At 34.4% G+C, this 21,879-nt stretch carries 22 protein-coding genes and 1 tRNA gene; 6 read left to right on the top strand and 17 right to left on the bottom strand.

The features are described 5' to 3' along the window. The first annotated feature begins 239 nt into the window (after nt 1-239). Nucleotides 240-1,499 (top strand): tetratricopeptide repeat protein, encoded by a 1,260-nt coding sequence (locus KZH69_RS02035; protein ID WP_219315797.1) that lies wholly within the window; start codon nt 240-242, stop codon nt 1,497-1,499. Nucleotides 1,500-1,655: 156 nt separating this feature from the next. Here KZH69_RS02035 and KZH69_RS02040 read toward each other — a convergent pair whose 3' ends face one another. The 16 genes from KZH69_RS02040 to aspS all read right to left on the bottom strand — a co-directional run bounded on the left by KZH69_RS02040 (nt 1,656) and on the right by aspS (nt 16,994). Further along, nucleotides 1,656-3,026: an NADH-quinone oxidoreductase subunit N gene (locus tag KZH69_RS02040; protein WP_219315798.1), complete on the bottom strand. Its 1,371-nt coding sequence runs from the start codon at nt 3,024-3,026 to the stop codon at nt 1,656-1,658. Nucleotides 3,027-3,044: 18 nt separating this feature from the next. Beyond that, nucleotides 3,045-4,487: a complex I subunit 4 family protein gene (locus KZH69_RS02045; protein WP_219315799.1), complete on the bottom strand. Its 1,443-nt coding sequence runs from the start codon at nt 4,485-4,487 to the stop codon at nt 3,045-3,047. A 9-nt stretch (nt 4,488-4,496) separates the two neighbouring features. Further along, entirely contained in the window at nt 4,497-6,380 is a 1,884-nt protein-coding gene (gene nuoL / locus KZH69_RS02050) for an NADH-quinone oxidoreductase subunit L (protein ID WP_219315800.1), read from the bottom strand. 6 nt (nt 6,381-6,386) lie between these two features. Then, complete coding sequence (gene nuoK, locus KZH69_RS02055) at nt 6,387-6,707, bottom strand: NADH-quinone oxidoreductase subunit NuoK (protein ID WP_100432422.1); 321 nt, start codon at nt 6,705-6,707, stop codon at nt 6,387-6,389. After that, complete coding sequence (locus KZH69_RS02060; protein ID WP_219315801.1) at nt 6,707-7,216, bottom strand: NADH-quinone oxidoreductase subunit J family protein; 510 nt, start codon at nt 7,214-7,216, stop codon at nt 6,707-6,709. Before KZH69_RS02060 ends, nuoK begins: the two co-directional genes overlap by 1 nt. After that, a complete protein-coding gene (locus KZH69_RS02065) occupies nt 7,216-7,761 on the bottom strand; it encodes a NuoI/complex I 23 kDa subunit family protein (RefSeq protein WP_219315802.1) in 546 nt (181 codons plus the stop codon). Before KZH69_RS02065 ends, KZH69_RS02060 begins: the two co-directional genes overlap by 1 nt. A gap of 144 nt (nt 7,762-7,905) precedes the next feature. Then, a complete protein-coding gene (gene nuoH, locus KZH69_RS02070) occupies nt 7,906-8,958 on the bottom strand; it encodes an NADH-quinone oxidoreductase subunit NuoH (RefSeq protein ID WP_219315803.1) in 1,053 nt (350 codons plus the stop codon). A 3-nt stretch (nt 8,959-8,961) separates the two neighbouring features. Further along, nucleotides 8,962-9,993, bottom strand: coding sequence for an NADH-quinone oxidoreductase subunit G (locus KZH69_RS02075; protein WP_219315804.1), 1,032 nt, complete (start codon nt 9,991-9,993; stop codon nt 8,962-8,964). A gap of 17 nt (nt 9,994-10,010) precedes the next feature. Beyond that, nucleotides 10,011-11,378, bottom strand: a complete 1,368-nt coding sequence (gene nuoF / locus KZH69_RS02080) for an NADH-quinone oxidoreductase subunit NuoF (RefSeq protein WP_219315805.1) — start codon at nt 11,376-11,378, stop codon at nt 10,011-10,013. 1 nt (nt 11,379) lies between these two features. Beyond that, complete coding sequence (locus KZH69_RS02085; RefSeq protein WP_219315806.1) at nt 11,380-11,910, bottom strand: complex I 24 kDa subunit family protein; 531 nt, start codon at nt 11,908-11,910, stop codon at nt 11,380-11,382. Nucleotides 11,911-11,913: 3 nt separating this feature from the next. Further along, a complete protein-coding gene (locus KZH69_RS02090; protein ID WP_219315807.1) occupies nt 11,914-13,152 on the bottom strand; it encodes an NADH-quinone oxidoreductase subunit D in 1,239 nt (412 codons plus the stop codon). Between the two features lie 34 nt (nt 13,153-13,186). After that, nucleotides 13,187-13,708 carry an NADH-quinone oxidoreductase subunit C gene (locus KZH69_RS02095; RefSeq protein WP_219315808.1) on the bottom strand — a complete coding sequence of 174 codons (522 nt, stop codon included), beginning with the start codon at nt 13,706-13,708 and terminating at the stop codon, nt 13,187-13,189. Between the two features lie 5 nt (nt 13,709-13,713). Continuing rightward, nucleotides 13,714-14,262, bottom strand: a complete 549-nt coding sequence (locus tag KZH69_RS02100) for an NADH-quinone oxidoreductase subunit B (RefSeq protein ID WP_219315809.1) — start codon at nt 14,260-14,262, stop codon at nt 13,714-13,716. Between the two features lie 65 nt (nt 14,263-14,327). Next, nucleotides 14,328-14,693 (bottom strand): NADH-quinone oxidoreductase subunit A, encoded by a 366-nt coding sequence (locus tag KZH69_RS02105; protein ID WP_219315810.1) that lies wholly within the window; start codon nt 14,691-14,693, stop codon nt 14,328-14,330. Nucleotides 14,694-14,935: 242 nt separating this feature from the next. Then, nucleotides 14,936-15,130 carry a cold-shock protein gene (locus KZH69_RS02110; RefSeq protein WP_077378011.1) on the bottom strand — a complete coding sequence of 65 codons (195 nt, stop codon included), beginning with the start codon at nt 15,128-15,130 and terminating at the stop codon, nt 14,936-14,938. A 109-nt stretch (nt 15,131-15,239) separates the two neighbouring features. Continuing rightward, on the bottom strand, nt 15,240-16,994 hold the full coding sequence (aspS, locus tag KZH69_RS02115) for an aspartate--tRNA ligase (protein ID WP_219315811.1): 1,755 nt from the start codon (nt 16,992-16,994) through the stop codon (nt 15,240-15,242). A 468-nt stretch (nt 16,995-17,462) separates the two neighbouring features. On the opposite strand from aspS, the gene KZH69_RS02120 reads away from it, so the two are divergent. Beyond that, nucleotides 17,463-17,825 carry a toxin-antitoxin system YwqK family antitoxin gene (locus KZH69_RS02120; protein WP_219315812.1) on the top strand — a complete coding sequence of 121 codons (363 nt, stop codon included), beginning with the start codon at nt 17,463-17,465 and terminating at the stop codon, nt 17,823-17,825. A 428-nt stretch (nt 17,826-18,253) separates the two neighbouring features. After that, nucleotides 18,254-18,526, top strand: coding sequence for a DUF4242 domain-containing protein (locus KZH69_RS02125; protein WP_219315813.1), 273 nt, complete (start codon nt 18,254-18,256; stop codon nt 18,524-18,526). A 403-nt stretch (nt 18,527-18,929) separates the two neighbouring features. Here the strand turns inward: KZH69_RS02125 and KZH69_RS02130 are convergent. Then, nucleotides 18,930-19,002: transfer RNA gene (locus KZH69_RS02130), tRNA-Phe, on the bottom strand. A gap of 100 nt (nt 19,003-19,102) precedes the next feature. On the opposite strand from KZH69_RS02130, the gene KZH69_RS02135 reads away from it, so the two are divergent. From KZH69_RS02135 to lptC, 3 genes are read left to right on the top strand one after another with little or no spacing between them, the layout of a single operon-like run. Further along, on the top strand, nt 19,103-19,837 hold the full coding sequence (locus KZH69_RS02135) for a type III pantothenate kinase (RefSeq protein WP_219315814.1): 735 nt from the start codon (nt 19,103-19,105) through the stop codon (nt 19,835-19,837). Continuing rightward, entirely contained in the window at nt 19,830-21,080 is a 1,251-nt protein-coding gene (gene bamG, locus KZH69_RS02140; protein ID WP_219315815.1) for a BamG family beta-barrel-assembly machinery protein, read from the top strand. The genes KZH69_RS02135 and bamG overlap by 8 nt, the downstream gene beginning before the upstream one ends. 40 nt (nt 21,081-21,120) lie before the next feature. Further along, complete coding sequence (gene lptC, locus KZH69_RS02145) at nt 21,121-21,675, top strand: LPS export ABC transporter periplasmic protein LptC (RefSeq protein ID WP_219315816.1); 555 nt, start codon at nt 21,121-21,123, stop codon at nt 21,673-21,675. Nucleotides 21,676-21,879: the final 204 nt, after the last annotated feature.

Here is a 21,879-nt window from a genome sequence, read left to right on the forward strand (position 1 = left end):
CTGGACTTTCTTGTTAAATTCAGGTATAAATACGTGTAAGTTTGAATTTTATATTAAATAGCTTTGAAAAGATTAAACAAGATATAAAATTTAATTTTTGGAATTTTTTATCTTTTAAGATTTTGTAGTTCTATTCAAAGTAAAAAAGTCTAACAGGAAAAGATTTTATCTACTTGTTTAATAGAAATGTCTTTTCGGAATATGCTTTTTTGTTAATTATTAATTTAAACCTACAATTTATGAAAAGTATTATAAAACACCTCTTTAGCCTCCTGTTGTTTTTACCTACAGTTTACGGACAAAAAAACCAAATTAAACAAGCTCAAAAAGAATTAAAAGCTGGTAATTCAGAACAAGTATTAGCTGTTTTGTCTCCAGTAGAGTACTTAATAAGCAATGCTCCTGATGAAGATAAAATCTATTTCTACTACACAAAAGGATCTGCTTTATTAGATTTAGCTAATAAAGGCAAAAATACTTATAAAAACCTTTCTCAAGCTGCCTTGGCATTTGGAGATTTAATTCAAGAGGAGCAGCAAGCTAATAATGAGAAATTTACTCCAATAGCAAAGGAATATCTTCTTAAAATAAAAACTGATCTTGTTAATAGCGCCAATGAAGATCTGATAATTGAAAATTTTGCGGAATCATCTAACAAATTTTTTCAAGCTTATTTAATTGATAAAAAAGACACATTGCAACTATATAATGCAGCGCTATCCTATAAGAATGGTGATGAAATTGATTTGGCTTTAAAATGTTTTGAGGAATTAAAAGCAATCAATTATGTTGGAAATGTGCCTGTTTACATTGCGTTCAGCAAAAAATTATTAAAAGACGAATATTTTTCTACAAGTGAAGAAAGGAATACTAAAGTTCAAAGTGGAACTCATCTAAGACCAAGAGAGGAATTTCATTCTAAAAAAGGTGATATTTATAAAAGTATCGCTATGATATATGTTCAGAAAGGATTTAAAGAAAAGGCGATTAAAGCAATTGCTCTTGCTAGAACATTAAATATTGAAGATCAGTCATTAGCCATTGTTGAAGCCAATTTATATTTGGAAACAAAAGATTACGATTATTTTGATAATCTAGTAGCCGTTATTATCGAAACAAATCCTAATGAAGCAGAATTAGTTTTCAATTTTGGAATGAATTGTCAAAAAGAGCAGTATACTGACGGTGCCGAATATTACTATAGAAAAGCCATTTCAATCGATCCACTATATGCTGCTGCTTACATCAACTTGTCAGCTCTATTCGCGGATAAAACTGTTGATATCACATCTACGATGAATAATTTAGGGAGTTCATTAGCCGAGAAAAAAAGATATGAGGAATTGAAAGTACAAAAGGAACAAATAGTACAAATGGTAATCCCATATCTTCAAAAAGTGGTCAGTATTGATCCGTTTAACGCCAGTGTTAATCAGTTAGTGAACATTATCAATAAGTCAAGTAATATTCAATCAGGATCTTTTGCTGCCAATGAATAGTTTTTTATTGGAAATAGGAATTGAAATTAAGTTTTGAGTTGAATTAGATTAGGGTAAAAAACCGTCAATTATTGCAATTGATGGTTTTTTTTATGGAAATAAAAAAGTCACTAAAAAATATCTAGTGACTTATAATTTATGTTTTTAGGACTTTTATTAAGCTAATAAATCTAAAACCAGTGAAGGAAACAATCCAATAGCAATGTTCAAAAGTATTGCAACAACAGCAACTGCATAAATCAAGAATGGTTTTCCTGTTCTTGCTTCGTTCGGTTCTTTGGTATACATTGCTAGAATCAATTTAAAGTAGTAGCCAACGCTTATAATCGAATTGATAACCGCAAATATCACAACAACTAAATAACCCGCTTGAATCGTTTGACTGAACAAAACCAATTTGGCAAAGAAACCAGCAAAAATTGGAATACCCGCCATAGAAAGTAGTGATGCAGTCAAAACAGCAGCCAACAACGGATTTGTTTTCCCTAAACCGTGGAAGTTTACAATATCTTCATTCTCTCTGTTTTTGCATACGTATAAAATAACACTGAAAGCAGCAATACCGGCTAAAGAATAAGCTGTAGTGTAATACAGTAAGCTTCCTGCGGAAGTTGATAAACTCAATAAAGTCATCAACATAAAACCAGCATGCGAAATTCCTGAGAATGCTAGCATACGTTTTACATTCGTTTGACGTAAGGCCATAATATTTCCAACAGTCATAGAGGCGATTGATATAATGACCACTACAATTTGGAAGGAGTAATTTATGTCGGCATGCATGCTTGACAATAATTTATACAGTGTGGCTATTGCAACAACTTTTGCCAAAGTGCTCATTAATGCAGTAGTTAAAGCTGGAGAACCTTCGTATACATCTGGTGCCCAAAAATGAAATGGAACTGCAGCGATTTTAAATAACATTCCTATAGTAACCAAAACAATTCCAATTGGGAACCAAATCGGTAACTCTGCAGATTGAGACATATCACTAATTTCAACAATATCAAATGAACCCATGGCGCCATAAATCATGCAGATACCAAATAATATAATTCCAGAGGCAAATGAACCCATCAAGAAGTATTTCATACCTGCTTCATTACTTTTAATATTCATTCTGTTACTGGCGGCCAGTACATAAAGTGAAATCGATAAAATTTCTATACCTAGAAAGAACATGGCAAGATTTCCAAAAGAAACCATAGAAACGGCTCCTGCCAAAAGAAATATTTTTATGGCAATATAATCAGAAAGTTTACTTTGGTGATTGTCATAAAAATTATGGCTCAAGGCTACCAAAAATATAGTCAATACGATGAATAAACTAGAAAAACAAACCGAGAACTTATCCACAACAATCATATTGTTATGGTAACTTGCAGGAGAATTAAATTCAGAAACGGTAAGTCCTAGAATGGCTAGTAATCCAATAATTGTTATCGGAATAATTGCTTTTCTAAAATCGAAGATTTCAAATATAAGGCATAAAACACCTAATCCTATTATAGCTATTAATGTTGTCATTTATATTATGCTTTTTACTTAATTGTATTTATTAATAGTGTTTAAAATAGTCTCTAGACTTGGTGTTATCAAATCGTTGATTGGTTTTGGATACATTCCGAAGAAGAATAAAACTGCAATGATAAAGACCATTGTCACTCCTTCAGAGAAAGTGACATCGGCAAATAGTTTCGTATTCGTTTCTCCTAGCATTACGTGTTGAAACATTTTCAACATATAATAAGCTCCCAAAATAATGGTTGTTCCACCTAAAATAGCAAACCAAATATTAATTTGTGAAAGACTGTACAATACAGTGAATTCTCCAATAAAGTTAAAAGTAGTGGGCAAAGCCACAGAGGCCAATACCAAAATTAAAAACATAGAAGTGAATTTTGGAGATTGAGAACGAATCCCGCCCATTTCTGAAATTAGTCTCGTTTCATATCTTCTAAAAATGATTTCAGCGGCAAAAAACAAACCAACTACCACAAAACCGTGAGCAATCATTTGCAGTACTGCACCTCTAAAACCATCAAGGGTCAATGTATACGTTCCTGCAGCAATTAACCCTACGTGGGCAAGGGAAGAATAAGCTAATAATTTTTTCAGGTCTTTTTGTCTCAATGCAACTATTGAGCCATAAATAACTCCTGCAATACCAACACCGATGAATATAAACATGTATTCTTTGGCTGCTAAAGGAGTCAGGGGCAATTGCCAACGGATAAGACTGTACAATCCCATTTTTAGCATAATCCCGGATAAAAGCATAGTTCCAAGAGTTGGTGCTTTTTGGTACACATTGGCCTGCCAGGTATGAAAAGGAATTAATGGAATCTTAATAGCATACGCCAGGAAGAAAGCCGTAAAAATCCATTTTTGCTCGTTAATTGTTAAGTCTAATTTGTATAAATCCTCGATTAGGAAGCTTCCCGCTTTTTGATACATATAAACAAAAGCAACAAGCATGAATAAAGAACCCGCAAGAGTATAAATAAAGAATTTAACCACTGCTTTTTTGCGTTCTTCAGCGTCACCATTACCCCAAATTAAAGCGATAAAGTAAATAGGAATCAAAGATAATTCCCAAAAGATGTAATATAAAAGTCCGTCGCTAGCCAAGAAAGTTCCTGTCATAGCAAATGACATAAATAAAATTAGAGCATAAATTGATTTTGCATTTTTGAATTCATTGCCAAACGAGGATAAGATAATTATCGCTGTCAATACTGTTGTCAATAAAACCATAGCCAATGACAATCCATCCGCTTGTAGTGCAAATGAAACTTTTGGCAATGTAATCCATTGGCTGTTGCAGCTAATGTTTTCGCCTAAATTAAAATGGTTTAACAAAACTATAGAGCAACCTGCAGCCGCTAACCCGAAAAATAATGCCACTTTTGAAGCGAGCTTGTCACCAGCTAAATAAGTTGCAAATGCGCCAACTAAAAGGATGATTAATATTAGAGATACATTCATAGTATATAATTATTGAGCTAGAAATAAAAATGAAACAATGGCACACATGCCTAAAACAAAAGCAAATAGGTATAGTCCAACACTTCCATTCTGCAATTTTTTACCTTGAAAACTAAGTTCGCTGGTTATTTTTCCTAATCCGAAAACTAGAGAAGAAATTCCTGTTTCTAAATAGTCTCTAAAGAATTTTGACAAACTGTTTGTTGTGTTTACAAATAGTGCATCATACACTTCATCAACATAATATTTATTGTATAATACTTTTGAAACTCCCATTATTTCAGCATCTTCACTCGGAATTGTATTTTGTTTGATGTATTTAGCGTAAGCAATCGCTATTCCTACTAATCCGCCCACAACAGCAATTGCCATTAGTATGTATTCCGTAGTTCCTAATCCATGTTCTTCTGATGTTGCTTTCGCAAAAAGTGGCGCTAAATATTCGTTCAGCCAACTATTACCAGGCAAACTAATTGCACCTCCAACAGTTGCCAAAATAGCTAAGACAATTAAAGGGAAAGTAATTAAAACCGGACTTTCGTGTAAATGATGTTTTTGTTCTTCAGTTCCTCTAAAATCATTAAAGAAAGTTAAGAACATTAATCTAAACATATAGAAAGCAGTCATAATAGAAGCAACAGAAGCAATAACCCATAATGGAATGTTATGATGGAAAGCCACCATCAAAATTTCATCTTTTGAGAAAAACCCAGAAAATAATGGCACTCCTGAAATTGCTAAAGAAGCAATAAGCATGGTCCAAAAAGTAATTGGCATCGCTTTTTTCAATCCACCCATTTTGCGCATATCTTGTTCTCCATGTAAACCGTGAATCACAGATCCAGAACCCAAGAACAAACAAGCTTTGAAGAAAGCGTGAGTGATAACGTGAAATACAGCTACTTCATAAGCTCCTAATCCCAAAGCTAAAAACATTAATCCCAATTGAGAAACAGTAGAGTAGGCGAGTACTTTTTTAATATCGTTTTGAACCAAACCAATCGTTGCAGCAACCAAGGCCGTTAAAGCACCAATTACAGCAATTATGGTTTGAACGTATGGAGTTAAATCAAAAACGAAATTCAATCGAGTTACCATAAAGATACCTGCAGTTACCATCGTAGCCGCGTGAATCAATGCCGAAACCGGTGTAGGTCCAGCCATCGCATCAGGCAACCAAGTATATAAAGGAATTTGTGCTGATTTTCCACAAGCTCCAATGAACAAAGCAAAAGCAGCTATGCTCAACCAAAACGTATCAAGATTTGTAGCTCCAGCAATTGCAGTTTTTAATGTTGCAAAATCCAAAGTGGAGAATATATGTCCAAGGATGAAAATCCCGATTAACAGTCCTAAATCTCCAATTCTATTCATTATAAAGGCTTTTTTTGCAGCATCATTAAAATCTTGGTTTTTATACCAAAATCCAATTAATAAGTACGAACAAAGTCCAACACCTTCCCAGCCAATGAACATTACCAATAAGTTGCTTCCAACTACCAGCGTAATCATAAAGAAGATAAACAAGTTCAAATAGGCGAAGAAAGAATGGATTTTCTCATCATCATGCATATAGCTGATAGAGTATAAATGAATAAGTGAACCAATTCCGGTTACAAACAATAACCATAAAATAGATAATTGATCCAGTAAAAAACCAAAACTTACATGAAAGTTGCTAATCTGAATCCAATCAAATAATTGAATGTTAATAGCTTGTTTGGTTTGATTGATTTGTAGAAAAAAGGAAACTGTAACGATAAAGGAAATCACTACCGAAAGGGTTCCGATGATTCCAGAAACAGATTTTCCTAAACTTTTCCCGAAGAAAACATTAATTAAAAATCCTAAAAAAGGAGTTAATAGTAAGACTAAAGCTAAATTGGTATCCATTGCCATTTATCCTTTTAAGTTTTTTAAATTATCGATGCTAATTGATCCAATATTTCTAAATATCGAAACTAATATGGCCAGTCCTACAGCAACTTCTGCAGCCGCTACAGCCATGGAGAAAAATACGAATACTTGTCCTTGTGTGTCTTGGTGATACGTTGAGAAAGCCACAAACAATAAGTTAACAGCATTCAACATGATTTCAATAGACATGAATACAATGATTGCATTTCGTCTGTATAAAACCCCAAAAATCCCAATACAAAAAAGTGTTACACACAGGAAGATATAGTTCTCTATACCAATTTGAGTTAAAATATTGTTCATTATTTTTCTAATTTTTCTTTTTTAGACAATAACACCGTTCCAATCATTGCGACTAATAACAAAACAGAAGCAAATTCAAAAGGCACCATATATTCATTCAATAATGCTTTTCCGAGTACTTTTATCGATTGGTAATCCTCACCCGTATAATCATATTCCACAATAGGTTTAGAGTTGATAAAGATTTTGATCAAAACCAAACAAACCAAACAAAAGGAAACAATAGCTCCCAATCTGGTGAATCTCGGTTTATGAACTTCATCAGCTTCATTAAGATTCATCAACATAATCGTAAACAGTAGCAAAATCATGATAGCTCCAGAATAGACAATGATATGTACAATCGCTAAGAATTGAGCGTTCAATAATAAATAATGTCCTGCTATAGAGAAAAAACAAATCACTAAGTAAATAGCGCTATGTATCGGATTTCTGCTAAAAATAGTTAAAAATGCTGTTAGCAATGTGATTGCAGACAATACGCAAAATAGAATAAGTACTGTTGACATTAGTTAGCGTTTTTAAGTTGAGTGTTTTTCATAGCCATTTCTAGTGGCATAACTAGTTTGTCTTTTCCAAAAATGAAATCTTCTCTGTCATAGCTAGAAGGAACCAATTCTTTAGAGATAGTCAAGTAAATAGCATCTTTTGGACAGGCTTCTTCACAAAGTCCGCAAAAAATACATCTCAACATATTGATTTCGTAGATCTCAGCATATTTTTCCTCTCTGTACAAATGCATTTCGTCTGGTTTGCGCTCACCCGCTTTCATTGTAATGGCCTCAGCAGGGCACGACAAAGCACATAACCCGCAGGCTGTGCAGTTTTCTCTACCTTGTTCGTCGCGTTTCAGCATGTGCTGTCCACGATATACAGGACTCATTACACGAACTTGCTCAGGATATTGTACTGTTACTTTTTTTCTGAATAAATGCTTCAGCGTAATGATCAAACCTTTTACAATCGCAACCAGATACATGCGTTCCAAAAAAGTCATCTCCTTGTTGGAGACCATTTTTTTTCTTCCTGATAAGGATATAGTTTCTATTGACATTTTATATTTTTTATTTGTAGCTAATCCTGCTATCCGCTGTATTCCCGATTAATAAAAACTACGGCTAAAAAAGCCTTGTTTTTTTAAATCGGGAGATGCCGCTTCTATCAGGGCTAGGCCCGTTAACTAAGGGATTTGGTTTTATTAAAATCCGAAATAAACAGCGATTTCACTTCTCAAAAGCACAACTCCAGTTATCATAATATTGATAATAGCAAGCGGAATCAAAATTCTCCATCCCAAATGCATCAATTGATCGTATCTAAATCTTGGTATGGTCCAACGAACCCACATAATAAAGAAAATGAAACCACATAGTTTAGTAAACAATACAGCCATTCCTATTACGTTGGCAACATTAACACCCCAGTTTTCCAATACCCATCCCATTCCAGGATAATTGTATCCACCAAAGAATAATACAGCCAAAATGGTTGAGGATATAAACATATTGGCATATTCAGCAAATAGATAGAATCCCATTTTCATAGAAGAATATTCGGTATGATATCCACCAATCAACTCCGATTCACATTCCGCTAAATCGAAAGGCGTTCTGTTTAACTCAGCAAACGAACAAATCAAGAAAATCAAAAAGGTTAACGGCTGATACAGCACATTCCAATGCCATTCTGATTGTTGTAATGAAATCTCTTTTAAGCTTAAGGTTCCTGTCATCATAATCAAAGCGATTATAGCCAATCCCATTGCTACCTCATACGAAACCATTTGGGAAGCAGCTCTAATAGAACTCATCAATGAGAATTTGTTGTTAGAAGCCCAACCTCCAATCATAATTCCATAAACTCCTAGAGATACAACTCCAAAAATGTACAATATGGCAATATTAATATCAGTAGCTTGCAACAATATATCTCTTCCAAACAAATGGAGTTTGTCTCCCCAAGGAATAACGGCGCTGGTCATCAAAGCCGTACTCATCGCTATGGCAGGTCCTACCACGAATAAAAATCTATTGGGTGTGTTTGGAAAAAATTCTTCTTTCGAGAATAATTTTAAACCATCGGCAAGTGGTTGGAATAAGCCTAATGGTCCTGCTCTGTTTGGTCCAATCCTGTCCTGCAACCAAGCGGCAACTTTACGTTCTGCCCATGTAGAATACATAGCCATCAACATAGTAAGGGCAAAAACCACTACTATAACTACACTTTTTTCTATAACAAATGTACTATTCATTCTTTAAGATTTTTTAGTGTTAGTATCCAATGGATTGGCAGCCATACTTATTTTTTTTCGGTCTTGGTCTCTACCCAAAAGGATGTTTTTCTCAGTAGCAATTTCTACTTTTTCCAATTTTTGAGTGTAATTATTTTGATTGATAACCGAATCTTTTTCAAATTCACGCGGTCCTTCAATTACCCAGTCAGTCACTTCTTTTTTGTCAAAACGACAAGTGTTACAAATGAATTCTTCTACTTCATGAAACTCATCTTTACGACCAGTTACCCTTTGTATTTCATTTCCAAACATCCAAACGGTTGTTTTTCCGCAACATCCTGGAGTTGTACATTCTCTATGCGCATTATACGGTTTATTAAACCAAACTCTGGATTTGAATCTAAACGTTTTGTCAGTCAAAGCGCCAACCGGGCATACGTCAATCATGTTTCCGGAAAACTCATTGTCTATCGCTTTCGAGATGTAAGTTGAGATATTAGCATGATCGCCACGATCTAGAACTCCATGAACGCGATCATCTGTCAATTGATCGGCAACTTGTACACATCTTTGACATAGAATACAACGATTCATGTGCAGTTGAATGTGTGGACCGATATCTTCAGGTTCAAAAGTTCTTTTCTCCTCAATAAATCGAGATTCTGATTTTCCGTGTTCGAAGCTTAAGTTTTGTAAATCGCATTCTCCAGCTTGATCGCAGATTGGACAATCTAAAGGGTGATTTATTAACAAAAATTCTGTGACTGCTTTTCTTGCTTCTTGAACTCGTGGAGATGCTTTGCTGGCAATTTCCATTCCGTCTTGACAACCTGTTACACAAGATGCCATTAATTTTGGCATAGGTCTTGGGTCAGCATCACTACCTTTGGTTACATCCACTAAGCAACAACGGCATTTACCACCGCTCCCTTTTAATTTAGAATAATAGCACATCGCTGGCGGAACAACTTCCCCACCAATCATACGCGCTGCTTGCAAGATCGTTGTTCCTGCTTCTACTTCAATTTCTTGACCGTCTATGGTTACTTTCATTGTCTGAAATTCTTTCTTTATACGATTACTTTAGAAACCAAGTGCTTCACTTTTTCAAAAGGCTCTGCAACAAAATGATCTCTATTTTTTATTTTTTCCGGAAAACGAATATGGTATTCAAACTCCTCTCTAAAATGACGAATCGCTGCTGCTACTGGCCAAGCTGCTGCATCGCCAAGAGGACAAATCGTGTTTCCTTCTATTTTGCTTTGGATGCTTAATAATAGTTCGATATCTTCTTCACGTCCGTGTCCGTTTTCGATTCTATGCAATACTTTTTCCATCCAACCAGTACCTTCTCTACATGGAGTACATTGGCCACAACTTTCATGGTGATAAAAACGAGAGAAATTCCAAGTATTACGAACAATACAAGAGGTATCGTTATATACGATAAAACCTCCTGAACCTAACATAGATCCAGTGGCAAAACCACCGTCACTTAAAGATTCATAAGACATCAAACGGTCTTCACCTGCTGCTGTTTTATAGATTAAATGTGCCGGTAAAACAGGAACAGAACTTCCTCCAGGCACAAAAGCTTTTAGTGGACGGTCAGAACTCATTCCGCCAAGATATTCATCAGAGTTCATGAATTCATAAACACTTAATCCCAATTCAATTTCATAAACCCCGGGATTTTTGATGTGACCTGAAGCAGATATTAATTTGGTTCCTGTAGATCTTCCGATACCGATTTTGGCATAATCAGCTCCTGAATTGTTTACAATCCATGGCACAGCTGCGATGGTTTCTACGTTATTTACCACAGTAGGATTTGCCCAAAGTCCTGAAACGGCTGGGAATGGTGGTTTTATACGAGGATTTCCTCTTTTTCCTTCCAATGATTCAATCAAGGCAGTCTCTTCACCACAAATGTAAGCTCCGGCTCCACAATGAACATGTAATTCTAAATCAAATCCAGAACCCAATATATTTTTACCTAAAAACCCAGCAGCTTTTGCTTCAGCAATGGCTCTTTCTAATATTTTGAAAACCCACATGTATTCTCCACGAATGTAGATATACGAAAGGTTCGCGCCCAATGCATAACTGGAAGTAATCATTCCTTCAATCAGTAAGTGAGGAATGAATTCCATCAAATAACGATCTTTGAATGTTCCTGGTTCAGATTCATCGGCATTGCAAACCAAATGTCTTGGTTTTCCTGATTTTTTATCAATAAAACTCCATTTCATTCCGGCAGGGAAACCAGCACCACCACGACCACGTAATCCAGAAGTTTTTACTTCTTCTACAACTTCGTCAGGAGTTAAGGTTTTTAAAGCTTTTTCTACCGAAGCATAACCACCATTTTGGCGATAGACTTCATAGGTTTTAATCCCAGGAATATTGATTTTATCTAATAATATTTTTTGTGACATCTTATTTATCGTGTAATATTATTTTATCGTCTTTACAATCGGCAATTAGCTGGTCGATTTTTGCTGCCGTTAGATGTTCTTTGTAAAAATCTCCCAATTGCATCATCGGAGCATATCCACAAGCACCCAAACATTCAACGCCTCTTACTTCAAAAAGACCGTCAGCTGTAGGTTCTCCCACTTGAACGCCTAATTTTTCACAGGTGTAATCCATCAAATCTTCTACACCGTTCAAGCAACAAGGTGATGTTTGACAAAATTCGAACATGTATTTACCAATAGGCCTTTGATTGTACATGGTGTAAAAAGTAACCACTTCATACACTTCAATAGGTTTGATTTGCAAAATTTCGGCAACTTTGTCTTGTAGCTCAGTGCTTAACCAATTGTCATGAGCATCTTGAACTTCGTGTAAAACGGGAAGTAAAGCTGATTTTCTTTTATCTTCTGGATAATTACTAATTAGCTCATTGATGCGGGACATCAAGGCGCTGGTCATGTTTATTTCTTGTTTGTAATGTGTGTGTACCATAATTTATGCGTCTAATTCTCCAGCAATAACATTTAAACTTGATAAAATAACAATGGCATCAGATAACATTGAACCTTTAATCATATCAGGATAGGCTTGATAGTAAATAAAGCAAGGTCTTCTGAAATGCAATCGATAAGGAGTTCTGCTTCCGTCTGTCACTAAATAAAACCCTAATTCTCCATTTCCACCTTCTACGGCATGATAAATTTCGGCAACTGGAACAGGAACTTCACCCATTACAATTTTGAAATGGTATATTAAAGATTCCATATTGTGATAAACATCTTCTTTTGGAGGAAGGTAATATTCCGGAACTTCGGCGTGGTATTCATTTCCTTCCGGCATTTTGTCCAATGCTTGACGGATAATACTTAAACTTTCCCAAACTTCAGCATTTCTAACACAAAAACGGTCGTAAGTATCACCCGATTTTCCAACAGGAACAATGAAATCAAAGTCTTCGTAGGAACTGTACGGTTGTGCTACGCGAACATCATAATCAACACCTGCTGCACGTAAATTTGGACCTGTAAATCCATAAGCCATTGCTTTTTCCGCAGATATTGCTCCTACATTTACGGTACGGTCAATAAAGATTCTATTTCTTTCGAATAGGTTTTCAAATTCTTTCCATGCAACTGGAAAATCTTTTAAAAAGATATCTAATTTTCTAAAAGCTTCTGGTGACCAATCTCTTTCAAAACCGCCAATTCTTCCCATATTGGTAGTCAAACGCGCTCCGCAAATTTCTTCGTAGATTTCGTATACTTTTTCTCTAAACTGAAAGACATAAAGGAAACCGGTATAAGCTCCAGTATCCACTCCCAAAATTGAATTACAAATCAAGTGATCGGTAATACGAGCCAATTCCATTACAATAACTCTTAAATAATCTACCCTTTTCGGAACTTTGATGTCCAGAAGTTTTTCAAGAGTCATCCACCATCCCATATTATTGATAGGCGAAGAACAATAGTTCATTCTGTCAGTAAGTGGGGTGATTTGGTAAAAAGGACGATTTTCGGCGATTTTTTCAAAAGCTCTATGGATGTAACCAATGGTTGGTTCTGCTTCCAAGATTTTTTCACCATCCATCAACAAGATATTTTGAAAAATACCATGCGTAGCAGGATGTGTAGGACCTAAATTCAGAATTGAAAGCTCGCTTCCATCTTCATTGTGTCTCTCTTTGATTATTTTAGCATAGCGATGCTCTGGTGGTAATAATAGTTCTGACATTTATCTAATGTGAAAAATTATATTTATTTTTTAGCTATTGGTTGATTGTTGTTCTTCCAAAATACCTATCGTCTTTATCGGTTCTTCCACTGTCTTCCATTGGAAATTCTTTGCGCATAGGGAAAGAAATCATCTCATCCATATTCAAAATACGTTTCAACTGTGGATGTCCAATGAAATTGATTCCAAAAAAATCATAGGTTTCTCTTTCCATCCAATTTGAACACAAAAAGATATTTGAAATAGTTTTGATTTCTGGTTTTGATCCGTTTATGAAAGATTTGATTCGGATTCGTTTGTTTTCGTACCAATTATGCAAATGATACACCACAGCAAATTGTTTGTTTTCTTCATTATCTGGGTAATGTACACCACATAAATCAGTCAAAAAATGAAAACGCAAAGTAGGGTCATTTTTTAAAAAAAGGATGACAGCTGTAATGATGTCTGAATCCGCTTCAAATGAAAAAATGTCTCTATCCTGATTGAATGCTAAAACCTTTGAGCCAAAAGTTTCTACTAACTTCTCTTGAATTTCTGTTGTTTCTAAAGCCATTTTTCTTATTGAATGTTATAAGATGCCAATAATTCTTGATACTCAGGTGAACTTCTTCTTCTTACAGATTCGCTACGTACTAGTTCTTGTAGTTTCATAACACCATCTACGATTTGTTCTGGACGCGGAGGACAACCTGGGACATATACATCAACTGGTATTACTTTGTCAATTCCTTGTAAAACGGAGTAAGTGTCAAAAATTCCTCCTGAAGAAGCACAAGCACCAACGGCAATTACCCATCTAGGTTCTGCCATTTGTTCGTATACTTGACGTAAAATTGGAGCCATTTTTTTTGAAATAGTTCCCATTACCAATAGCATGTCTGCTTGACGAGGCGAAAAACTCACTCTTTCAGACCCAAAACGGGCCAAATCATAATGCGAAGCCATTGTTGCCATAAATTCGATTCCGCAACAAGAGGTCGCAAAAGGTAAAGGCCAAAGCGAATTGGCGCGCGCTAATCCAACAACGTCATTCAGTTTTGTAGCAAAGAATCCTTCACCTACAACACCTTCCGGAGGGGCTACCATATTTATTTTTGAATCGCTCATTTTGTTTTTTTATTTTGAATGTTGAATTTTAAATTCATAATTCAACATTTATAATTTAAAATATTTTATTCCCACTCTAAAGCTTTCTTTTTGATGATGTAGAAAAAACCAACCAAAAGAAGCATCATAAAGATAATCATTTTTATCATCCCTTCAATGCCTAACTCTTTGAAATTCACTGCCCAAGGGTATAGGAATATTACTTCGACATCAAAAAGAACAAATAAAATGGCTACTAAGAAATATTTTACTGAAAACGGAATTCTAGCATTTCCCACAGATTCAATACCACACTCGAAATTTTTGTCTTTATTTTCCGATGATCTTTTTGGTCCTAGTTTACCTGATATTATGATCATACTTACAACAAATCCTACAGCTAAAATAAGCTGCATAAAGACAGGAATATAGTTTATTTGTTCGGATTGCATAATTATATTTATTTTGCTTTGAAATGAGGCACAAAGATAGCTTTCGTGTTATTAAAACACAAGCATTAAATATAATTAAGTTGAATGATGAGCGAGATTAAATTCTAATTTTTATTGATTATAAATAAGAATTACTTAAGATCAATTTTTTTAGCAGTAAACAAAAAAAAACGTTCCGAAATAAATCGAAACGTTCTTTAAGACGTTTTTTTGCAAAAAAAACAGTTACCTATTTTTTATGCTTAAAGAACTGCAACTTTAGCAGCAACTTTACCTTTTCTTCCTTCTTCTTCTTCATAGCTTACTCTGTCACCCTCGCGTAATTCTTCCGCGTTGATTCCTGATGCATGAACAAAAATGTCTTTTCCTGTTTCTTCGTCTGTAATGAATCCGTAACCTTTAGATTCATTGAAAAATTTAACTGTACCTGTACGCATTGTAATAGTAATAATAATTTATAATGTGGCAAATGTAATCTTTAATATAATACGAAAATCATTCTGTCATTATTTTTTTTCTAAAATTCTTGATATTCAACGTTTTCAATTAATTTGTTACATTTAATTTAATATGTAATTCCTTTAATTGCGATTCATCAATAATTGATGGTGCATCAATCATAACGTCTCTGCCTGAGTTATTTTTGGGGAAAGCAATGAAATCGCGAATGGTTTCCTGTCCTCCTAAAATAGCCACTAAACGGTCCAATCCAAAGGCCAAACCGCCGTGAGGAGGTGCTCCAAACTGGAAAGCATCCATTAGGAAGCCAAATTGTGCTTTTGCTTCTTCTTCTGTAAATCCTAAATATTTAAACATTAATTGTTGTGTCGCCTTGTCGTGAATACGAATTGAACCTCCTCCAATTTCATTTCCGTTTAAAACCATATCATAGGCATTGGCACGAACTTTTCCAGGGTTTGTTTCTAATAAGTGCATGTCTTCTGGTTTTGGAGAAGTAAATGGATGGTGCATCGCATGGTAGCGTCCGCTTTCTTCATCAAATTCCAATAACGGAAAATCTACAACCCAAAGTGGTGCAAATTCGGCTGGATTTCTCAATCCAAGACGAGTTGCTAATTCCATACGTAAAGCACTCAACTGTGTTCTTGTTTTATCTGCTGGTCCTGAAAGCACAAAAATCATATCACCAGGTTTTGCTCCTGTAGTTTTTGCCCAATTGGTCAAGTCTTCCTGATCGTAGAATTTATCTACCGATGACTTAAAAGTTCCATCCTCATTGCATTTTGCATACACCATCCCGCTGGCTCCTACTTGAGGGCGTTTTACCCAGTCAATTAAAGCGTCAATTTCTTTTCGGGTGTAATTTCCAGCTCCAGGAACCGCTATTCCGACAACCAATTCGGCTGCATTGAATACCGGGAAATCTTTATGTTGTGCAAATTCGTTCAATTCACCAAATTCCATTCCGAAACGGATGTCCGGTTTGTCATTTCCGTAGGTTTTCATCGCGTAGTCGTAAGTGATTCTTGGGAATTTATCTACTTCTATGCCTTTTATTTCTTTTAGTAAATGTCTGGTCAAACCTTCAAATACATTCAAAATATCTTCTTGCTCCACAAAAGCCATTTCGCAATCGATTTGTGTAAACTCCGGTTGTCTGTCTGCACGCAAATCTTCGTCACGGAAGCATTTTACAATTTGGAAATATTTATCCATACCGCCCACCATCAATAATTGTTTGAAAGTTTGTGGAGATTGTGGCAAAGCATAGAATTGTCCTTCGTTCATACGGGAAGGCACCACAAAATCTCTGGCACCTTCTGGAGTTGATTTGATTAAGTAAGGTGTTTCCACTTCACAGAAATCCAAGTCCGAAAGGTATTTACGCACTTCCATTGCCACTTTGTGACGGAAAAGCAAGCTGTTTTTTACTGGATTTCTTCGAATGTCCAAGTAACGGTATTTCATTCGGATGTCTTCACCACCATCAGTTTCATCTTCGATGGTAAACGGAGGAGTCAAAGCGGCATTTAATATATTTAGTTCGGTTACTAAAATTTCGATTTCTCCTGTTGGAATGTTTTTGTTTTTGGCTTCACGCTCAATAACGGTTCCTTTTACTTGGATCACATATTCACGACCAAGAGTTTTAGCAGCTTCAAAAACTTCTTTTATAGAACGACTTTCGTCAAAAATCAATTGTGTAATTCCATAACGGTCGCGTAAATCTACCCAATTCATAAATCCTTTATCTCTAGATTTTTGAACCCAACCGGCAAGTGTAACTTCTGTATTGATATGTGAGGCGTTCAATTCGCCACAATTATGACTTCTGTACATGATATAAATTTTAGTTTTTGCTCTTTTTAGCGCGAGTGCAAATTTAGGATTAACTTATGAATTTTAGATTGCGAAAGTCGATTTTTTGCATTTTATCTTTTTTGGAGATAATCATAAAAATGAAAAATGCCAATTTTTAGCCCCGATAGAAGCGAAAATCCTTGTGAGCCGGAGTTCGGCTCATAAGATTGAAGTGAATAGCGGGACTGATGTCGACTGAAAAGGCCAAATCTTTCTGCTCCAAATTAATAATTGAACTCTGTTGGTTTTAGATTCGGTGTTCTTAAATTTTATAAAAATTGGTTTTTTGCTTAAAACAATTGCTTTTTTGGAAAGAAATTTCCTTGTTTTTAATTTCCAATGTTAAGCTTTTGTATGTGTTACCAAATTGTTAAGCAAATGTTTTTTTAATGTAAATATTGTTTTTACATTTGACCTATAAGTTGTAAACAATTAAAAACTAACGATATGAAAAAGCTTGTAATTTTGGTAGCGGTATTATTCTCAGGAGTGATTTTTGCTCAAGATGCGAAACCCGTTTTGGAGCCATTTGGAAAAAAAATAAAAGCCACCTATTTTTATGATAATGGGCAAGTACAACAGGAAGGCTATTTTGAAAACGGAAAATTGGAAGGAATCTGGGTTTCTTATAATGAATCCGGTGATAAAATTGCTTCAGGAGAATATGTGGCTGGAATAAAAACTGGAAAATGGTTTTTTTGGTCTATTGATGCACAAAAAAGTAGTCTTTGTGAAGTTGATTTCTCCAATAATCAAATTGCAAAAGTGAAAAACTGGAGACAAGATGCTTTCGCAACTTCAAACGAGTAGTAATTTATAGTTAATTTTGAAAAAAGGGAGAAAGTCTTTATTGATTTTCTCCCTTTTTTGTTGTTTGATTTTCAATGTTATAACTTTGTTAAGATTAGATTTGTTTAGATGTATTTGTTGTAACTTTAAAATCGGAAAACGGCGCATGGTTTAAGGCAAAATAGAGAATCAGTTGGTTTAAAATATCTATTTGTCAGTGCTTTAGATTATAAAGTTTGCGTCTGTGAAGGAATCGGCTTTTACAGGTCACTGTATGAGCCGATTTTGATTGTTTTAGTGCTTTTTGAGTTTAATTGAATATAAAAAGCAATTGTATGTACTGCCCCTTTCTGTATCAATCTCTATTCGTTTTCTTCGATTAATTTTAAAAAAGGAACCTAAAAGAGATTTTCTGTAATTATTTATTTCTAATTTTTAATTCGATTAGTATGCCTAAGTATGTTATTGAAAGGGAAATTCCTAACGTAGGGAATTTAACACCAGAACAATTAAAGGATGTTGCGAATAAGTCTTGTGATGTCTTAAGAAAAATGGGGCCGGAAATACAATGGAAACACAGTTATGTTACTGATAACAAAATTTATTGTGTTTATATTGCTCCGAATGAAGAAATGATTCGGGAACATGCCGATAAGGGTGGGTTTCCAGCCAATAAAATAAGTGTGGTTTCTGAGATAATTGACCCAGTTACTGCGGAGTAACAATTAATCGCTTATTTTAGAAAAGGAGAAAATCAAAATGACTTTCTCCTTTTTTGTTTTTCACGGAATATCATTAAATGGTATTTTTGATTAGTGCTTTTTATAAAGGTTATCAGTATTTAAAAAAAAGATTTTATGGTTTTACTCGTAGCTTTAAAAAAAAAATAGTTCAATTTCATAATGCAGTTACTTTTTATGAGCTATTCTTAAATACTTTAGCAAAGAGGGTTTTAAATAAAAGCATTTAGAAGTTAATTCAGAGGAGCGAGAAATATAGATTTCTTCTTGTTTAGGTTATCTAATCTTTTTGTTTAATCTCCAACTTTTGCACCTGATCCCTGATTCTTGAGAAGTATGAAAAGATATTAAAAAACAAAAAACCCACTCGGTTGAGTGGGTTTTGTGGTACCTCCAGGGATCGAACCAGGGACACATGGATTTTCAGTCCATTGCTCTACCATCTGAGCTAAGGTACCGTGCTTAATGCGGGTGCAAATATAGAACCTTTTTTAAATTAAACAATACATTTTTTAAAAAAAATCTATTCGTACCTTAGCATTTTTTAAAGGAGATACTATGATTTTAGCGATTGATATAGGGAATACAAGAATTAAAGGTGCTGTTTTTGAGGGGTATAACACTATTGATAGTTTTGTTTTTTCTAAAGATGAGATTCAAGAAAAAATTGCAACTATTTTAAAAAAATATAATAAAATCACACATTTGGCGGTCGCTTCCGTCGGAAATATTGAAAAAGAATTGTTTTTGTATTTCGAAAATGTGCTTGATGTTTGGTTTGTTAGTCATGATGATCTGTTTCCTTTTAAGAATAATTATTCCACTCCCAAAACCTTGGGGATAGACAGGATGGTCTTGGCAGCCGGGGCTACACTTCAATTTCAAGGTCAAAATCGTTTGATTATTGATGCAGGGACTTGTGTAACCTATGATTTTGTAGATCAAAATGATATTTATCTTGGAGGCGCGATTTCTCCAGGTTTGCGTTTAAGATATGAGTCTCTCCATAATTTTACTGCAAAACTACCTTTGTTGGCAGTTGAAAGTCCGAAACATTTTTTAGGAGATTCGACGGTTGGAGCTATTCATTCTGGAGTTGTAAATGGACTGGTCTATGAAATTAATGGTTTTGTCGATGAATATCGAGCACAATACTCAAATTTTATAATAATTTTAACGGGTGGAGACACAGAATTTTTGGCTAAACGATTAAAAAATACCATATTTGCCAATTCAAATTTTCTATTGGAGAGTTTGAATCAAATTTTTCAATATAAAATAAAAAATGATTAAGAAAATTATTGTTATTGCATGTTTCTTTTTTTCACTAATGTCTTTTGCTCAAAGTGGATCTGCATCTCCTTATTCTTTTTTTGGAATTGGTGAGTCTAGATTTAAAGGGAATCTTGAAAATCGTTCCATGAGTGGATTAAATATAGAACAAGATAGTTTACATATTAATATTTTGAATCCTGCCAGTTTTGCCAGTTTAAAGTTTACCACTTTTACTATTGGTGGAAACTATACTTCTACAAAATTAAAAACAGATTCTAAAAGTGAAAAGGCTCAAAGAACAACTCTGGATTATTTGGCTGTTGCTTTGCCTTTAGGGAAAATAGGAGTTGGTTTTGGATTAATACCTTATACTTCAGTTGGTTACAATATTGAGTCTACTAGTTCAGAGCCAAACGGAGTTAATAAACATTTAACGGGTACTGGTGGCTTGAATAAAGCATTCTTTTCTTTGGGTTATACTGTAATGCCAAACTTAGTTGTTGGTGCTGATATACAATATAATTTTGGAAGAATAAATAATACAAGTTTAGTGTTTCTTTCCGATGTTTATTTAGGAACTCAGATGGAAAATAAAGCAGATTTGAATGGTTTTACTGCTAATTTTGGTGTAATGTATAAAAGGAAGATTTATAAAAAAATAAATTTTTACAGTGGTTTTACATACACGCCTCAAAGTATATTGGCTTCAACTAATACTCAGACAATTTCCACTGTGCTTTATAATGCCGACTATAATGTCACATTAGTAGATCCTTTGCCTAGTAAGGAAATTAGAACGGACTTGAAAATTCCCGAAAAAATATCTTTTGGTTTTGGTGTTGGTAAAAGCCGAAATTGGATGGTTGGTACTCAAATGATTTTTCAGAATGCAGGGAATTTAACGGATGATTTTAATACAGTAGAAAATGTCTCTTATGGAAAATATTCTAGTTACAGTTTAGGAGGGTATTATGTTCCTAGTTACAATGTTTTTTCCAAGTACTACCAAAAAGTGACTTATCGAGCAGGTTTGAAGTATATTAAAACAGGTACCGTTATTGGTTCAGAAGAAATTGATGATAAAGGGGTGACTCTAGGATTTGGATTACCAGTTCCAGGGAGTATCTCTAATGTAAATGTGGGTTTAGAGTATGGAAAAAGAGGGACAACGGCAAAAGGATTAATTCAAGAAAATTATTTCACTTTTGCTTTGAGTTTTTCACTTAATGACAAATGGTTTGGACAAAGAAAAATTGACTAATTAGTAGGTCGAATAGTTTTGTTTTTTAATGCATTGTATTATGACTTTCTACAAAAAAAATATCCTGTTTCTTTTGCTGCTAATTATTATTGTTAGCATGGCTTTTGGCTGTGAAAGTAATTTTAAAGAAGTTCGTAAAAATGAATATTCAGAATTTGTCCCAAGTGGTGATGCTGATAATGTGAATTTGAAATATACCGATTCCGGGAAAATAAAATCCATATTGGTGAGCCCAAAAATGTTTGACTACGCCAATATTGATTTTGCATTTACGGAATTTCCCAATGGAGTGGATGTTACTATTTATGATAATAAAGGAAAAAAAACATTTATCAGATCGAATTATGCCATTTCCTATAAACAAACGAATATTATAGATTTACAAGGTAAAGTAAAAATCACTTCAGAAGCTGGGCAAATGCTCGAAACAGAACAGTTGTATTTTGATCAAAAAAATCAATGGTTTTATACCGAAAAAAAGTTTAAGCTTACTGATGCTAAAGGAGGTTCTACCGGGCAAGGAATTGATTTTAGCAAAGACTTCAAGGTTGTAAATTCACAACGAATAGAAGGGGAAGTTGAATCCTCAGAATAATAAATACATAAAAACAATATGAATTTCTTAAAATATACCTCATATCTTTACTTAGCTTTTGGAATCTATTTTTTATACGATGGATATACAAAATGGAATACTAATGAAACTCCTTTGTTAAGTTTTATCATTGCTGGTCTGGCCATTTTTATGTTCTTCTTTAGGAGGAAGTTTGCCAAAAAATTTGAAGATAGAAATAAGCAA

The organism is Flavobacterium taihuense, from assembly GCF_019351435.1.
Classification (GTDB): domain Bacteria; phylum Bacteroidota; class Bacteroidia; order Flavobacteriales; family Flavobacteriaceae; genus Flavobacterium; species Flavobacterium taihuense.

What these genes read in the sequence shown, in the direction of transcription:
- KZH69_RS02040 (WP_219315798.1), bottom strand. Translation starts at nt 3,026, where the DNA reads ATGACAACATTAATAGCTATAATAGGATTAGGTGTTTTATGCCTTATA.
- KZH69_RS02135 (WP_219315814.1), top strand. Translation starts at nt 19,103, where the DNA reads ATGATTTTAGCGATTGATATAGGGAATACAAGAATTAAAGGTGCTGTT.
- KZH69_RS02060 (WP_219315801.1), bottom strand. Translation starts at nt 7,216, where the DNA reads ATGTCAACAGTACTTATTCTATTTTGCGTATTGTCTGCAATCACATTG.
- nuoK (WP_100432422.1), bottom strand. Translation starts at nt 6,707, where the DNA reads ATGAACAATATTTTAACTCAAATTGGTATAGAGAACTATATCTTCCTG.
- aspS (WP_219315811.1), bottom strand. Translation starts at nt 16,994, where the DNA reads ATGTACAGAAGTCATAATTGTGGCGAATTGAACGCCTCACATATCAAT.
- KZH69_RS02090 (WP_219315807.1), bottom strand. Translation starts at nt 13,152, where the DNA reads ATGTCAGAACTATTATTACCACCAGAGCATCGCTATGCTAAAATAATC.
- KZH69_RS02100 (WP_219315809.1), bottom strand. Translation starts at nt 14,262, where the DNA reads ATGAGCGATTCAAAAATAAATATGGTAGCCCCTCCGGAAGGTGTTGTA.
- lptC (WP_219315816.1), top strand. Translation starts at nt 21,121, where the DNA reads ATGACTTTCTACAAAAAAAATATCCTGTTTCTTTTGCTGCTAATTATT.
- KZH69_RS02105 (WP_219315810.1), bottom strand. Translation starts at nt 14,693, where the DNA reads ATGCAATCCGAACAAATAAACTATATTCCTGTCTTTATGCAGCTTATT.
- nuoH (WP_219315803.1), bottom strand. Translation starts at nt 8,958, where the DNA reads ATGAATAGTACATTTGTTATAGAAAAAAGTGTAGTTATAGTAGTGGTT.
- nuoL (WP_219315800.1), bottom strand. Translation starts at nt 6,380, where the DNA reads ATGGATACCAATTTAGCTTTAGTCTTACTATTAACTCCTTTTTTAGGA.
- KZH69_RS02125 (WP_219315813.1), top strand. Translation starts at nt 18,254, where the DNA reads ATGCCTAAGTATGTTATTGAAAGGGAAATTCCTAACGTAGGGAATTTA.
- KZH69_RS02035 (WP_219315797.1), top strand. Translation starts at nt 240, where the DNA reads ATGAAAAGTATTATAAAACACCTCTTTAGCCTCCTGTTGTTTTTACCT.
- KZH69_RS02095 (WP_219315808.1), bottom strand. Translation starts at nt 13,708, where the DNA reads ATGGCTTTAGAAACAACAGAAATTCAAGAGAAGTTAGTAGAAACTTTT.
- KZH69_RS02120 (WP_219315812.1), top strand. Translation starts at nt 17,463, where the DNA reads ATGAAAAAGCTTGTAATTTTGGTAGCGGTATTATTCTCAGGAGTGATT.
- KZH69_RS02075 (WP_219315804.1), bottom strand. Translation starts at nt 9,993, where the DNA reads ATGAAAGTAACCATAGACGGTCAAGAAATTGAAGTAGAAGCAGGAACA.
- KZH69_RS02110 (WP_077378011.1), bottom strand. Translation starts at nt 15,130, where the DNA reads ATGCGTACAGGTACAGTTAAATTTTTCAATGAATCTAAAGGTTACGGA.
- KZH69_RS02045 (WP_219315799.1), bottom strand. Translation starts at nt 4,487, where the DNA reads ATGAATGTATCTCTAATATTAATCATCCTTTTAGTTGGCGCATTTGCA.
- KZH69_RS02065 (WP_219315802.1), bottom strand. Translation starts at nt 7,761, where the DNA reads ATGTCAATAGAAACTATATCCTTATCAGGAAGAAAAAAAATGGTCTCC.
- nuoF (WP_219315805.1), bottom strand. Translation starts at nt 11,378, where the DNA reads ATGTCACAAAAAATATTATTAGATAAAATCAATATTCCTGGGATTAAA.
- bamG (WP_219315815.1), top strand. Translation starts at nt 19,830, where the DNA reads ATGATTAAGAAAATTATTGTTATTGCATGTTTCTTTTTTTCACTAATG.
- KZH69_RS02085 (WP_219315806.1), bottom strand. Translation starts at nt 11,910, where the DNA reads ATGGTACACACACATTACAAACAAGAAATAAACATGACCAGCGCCTTG.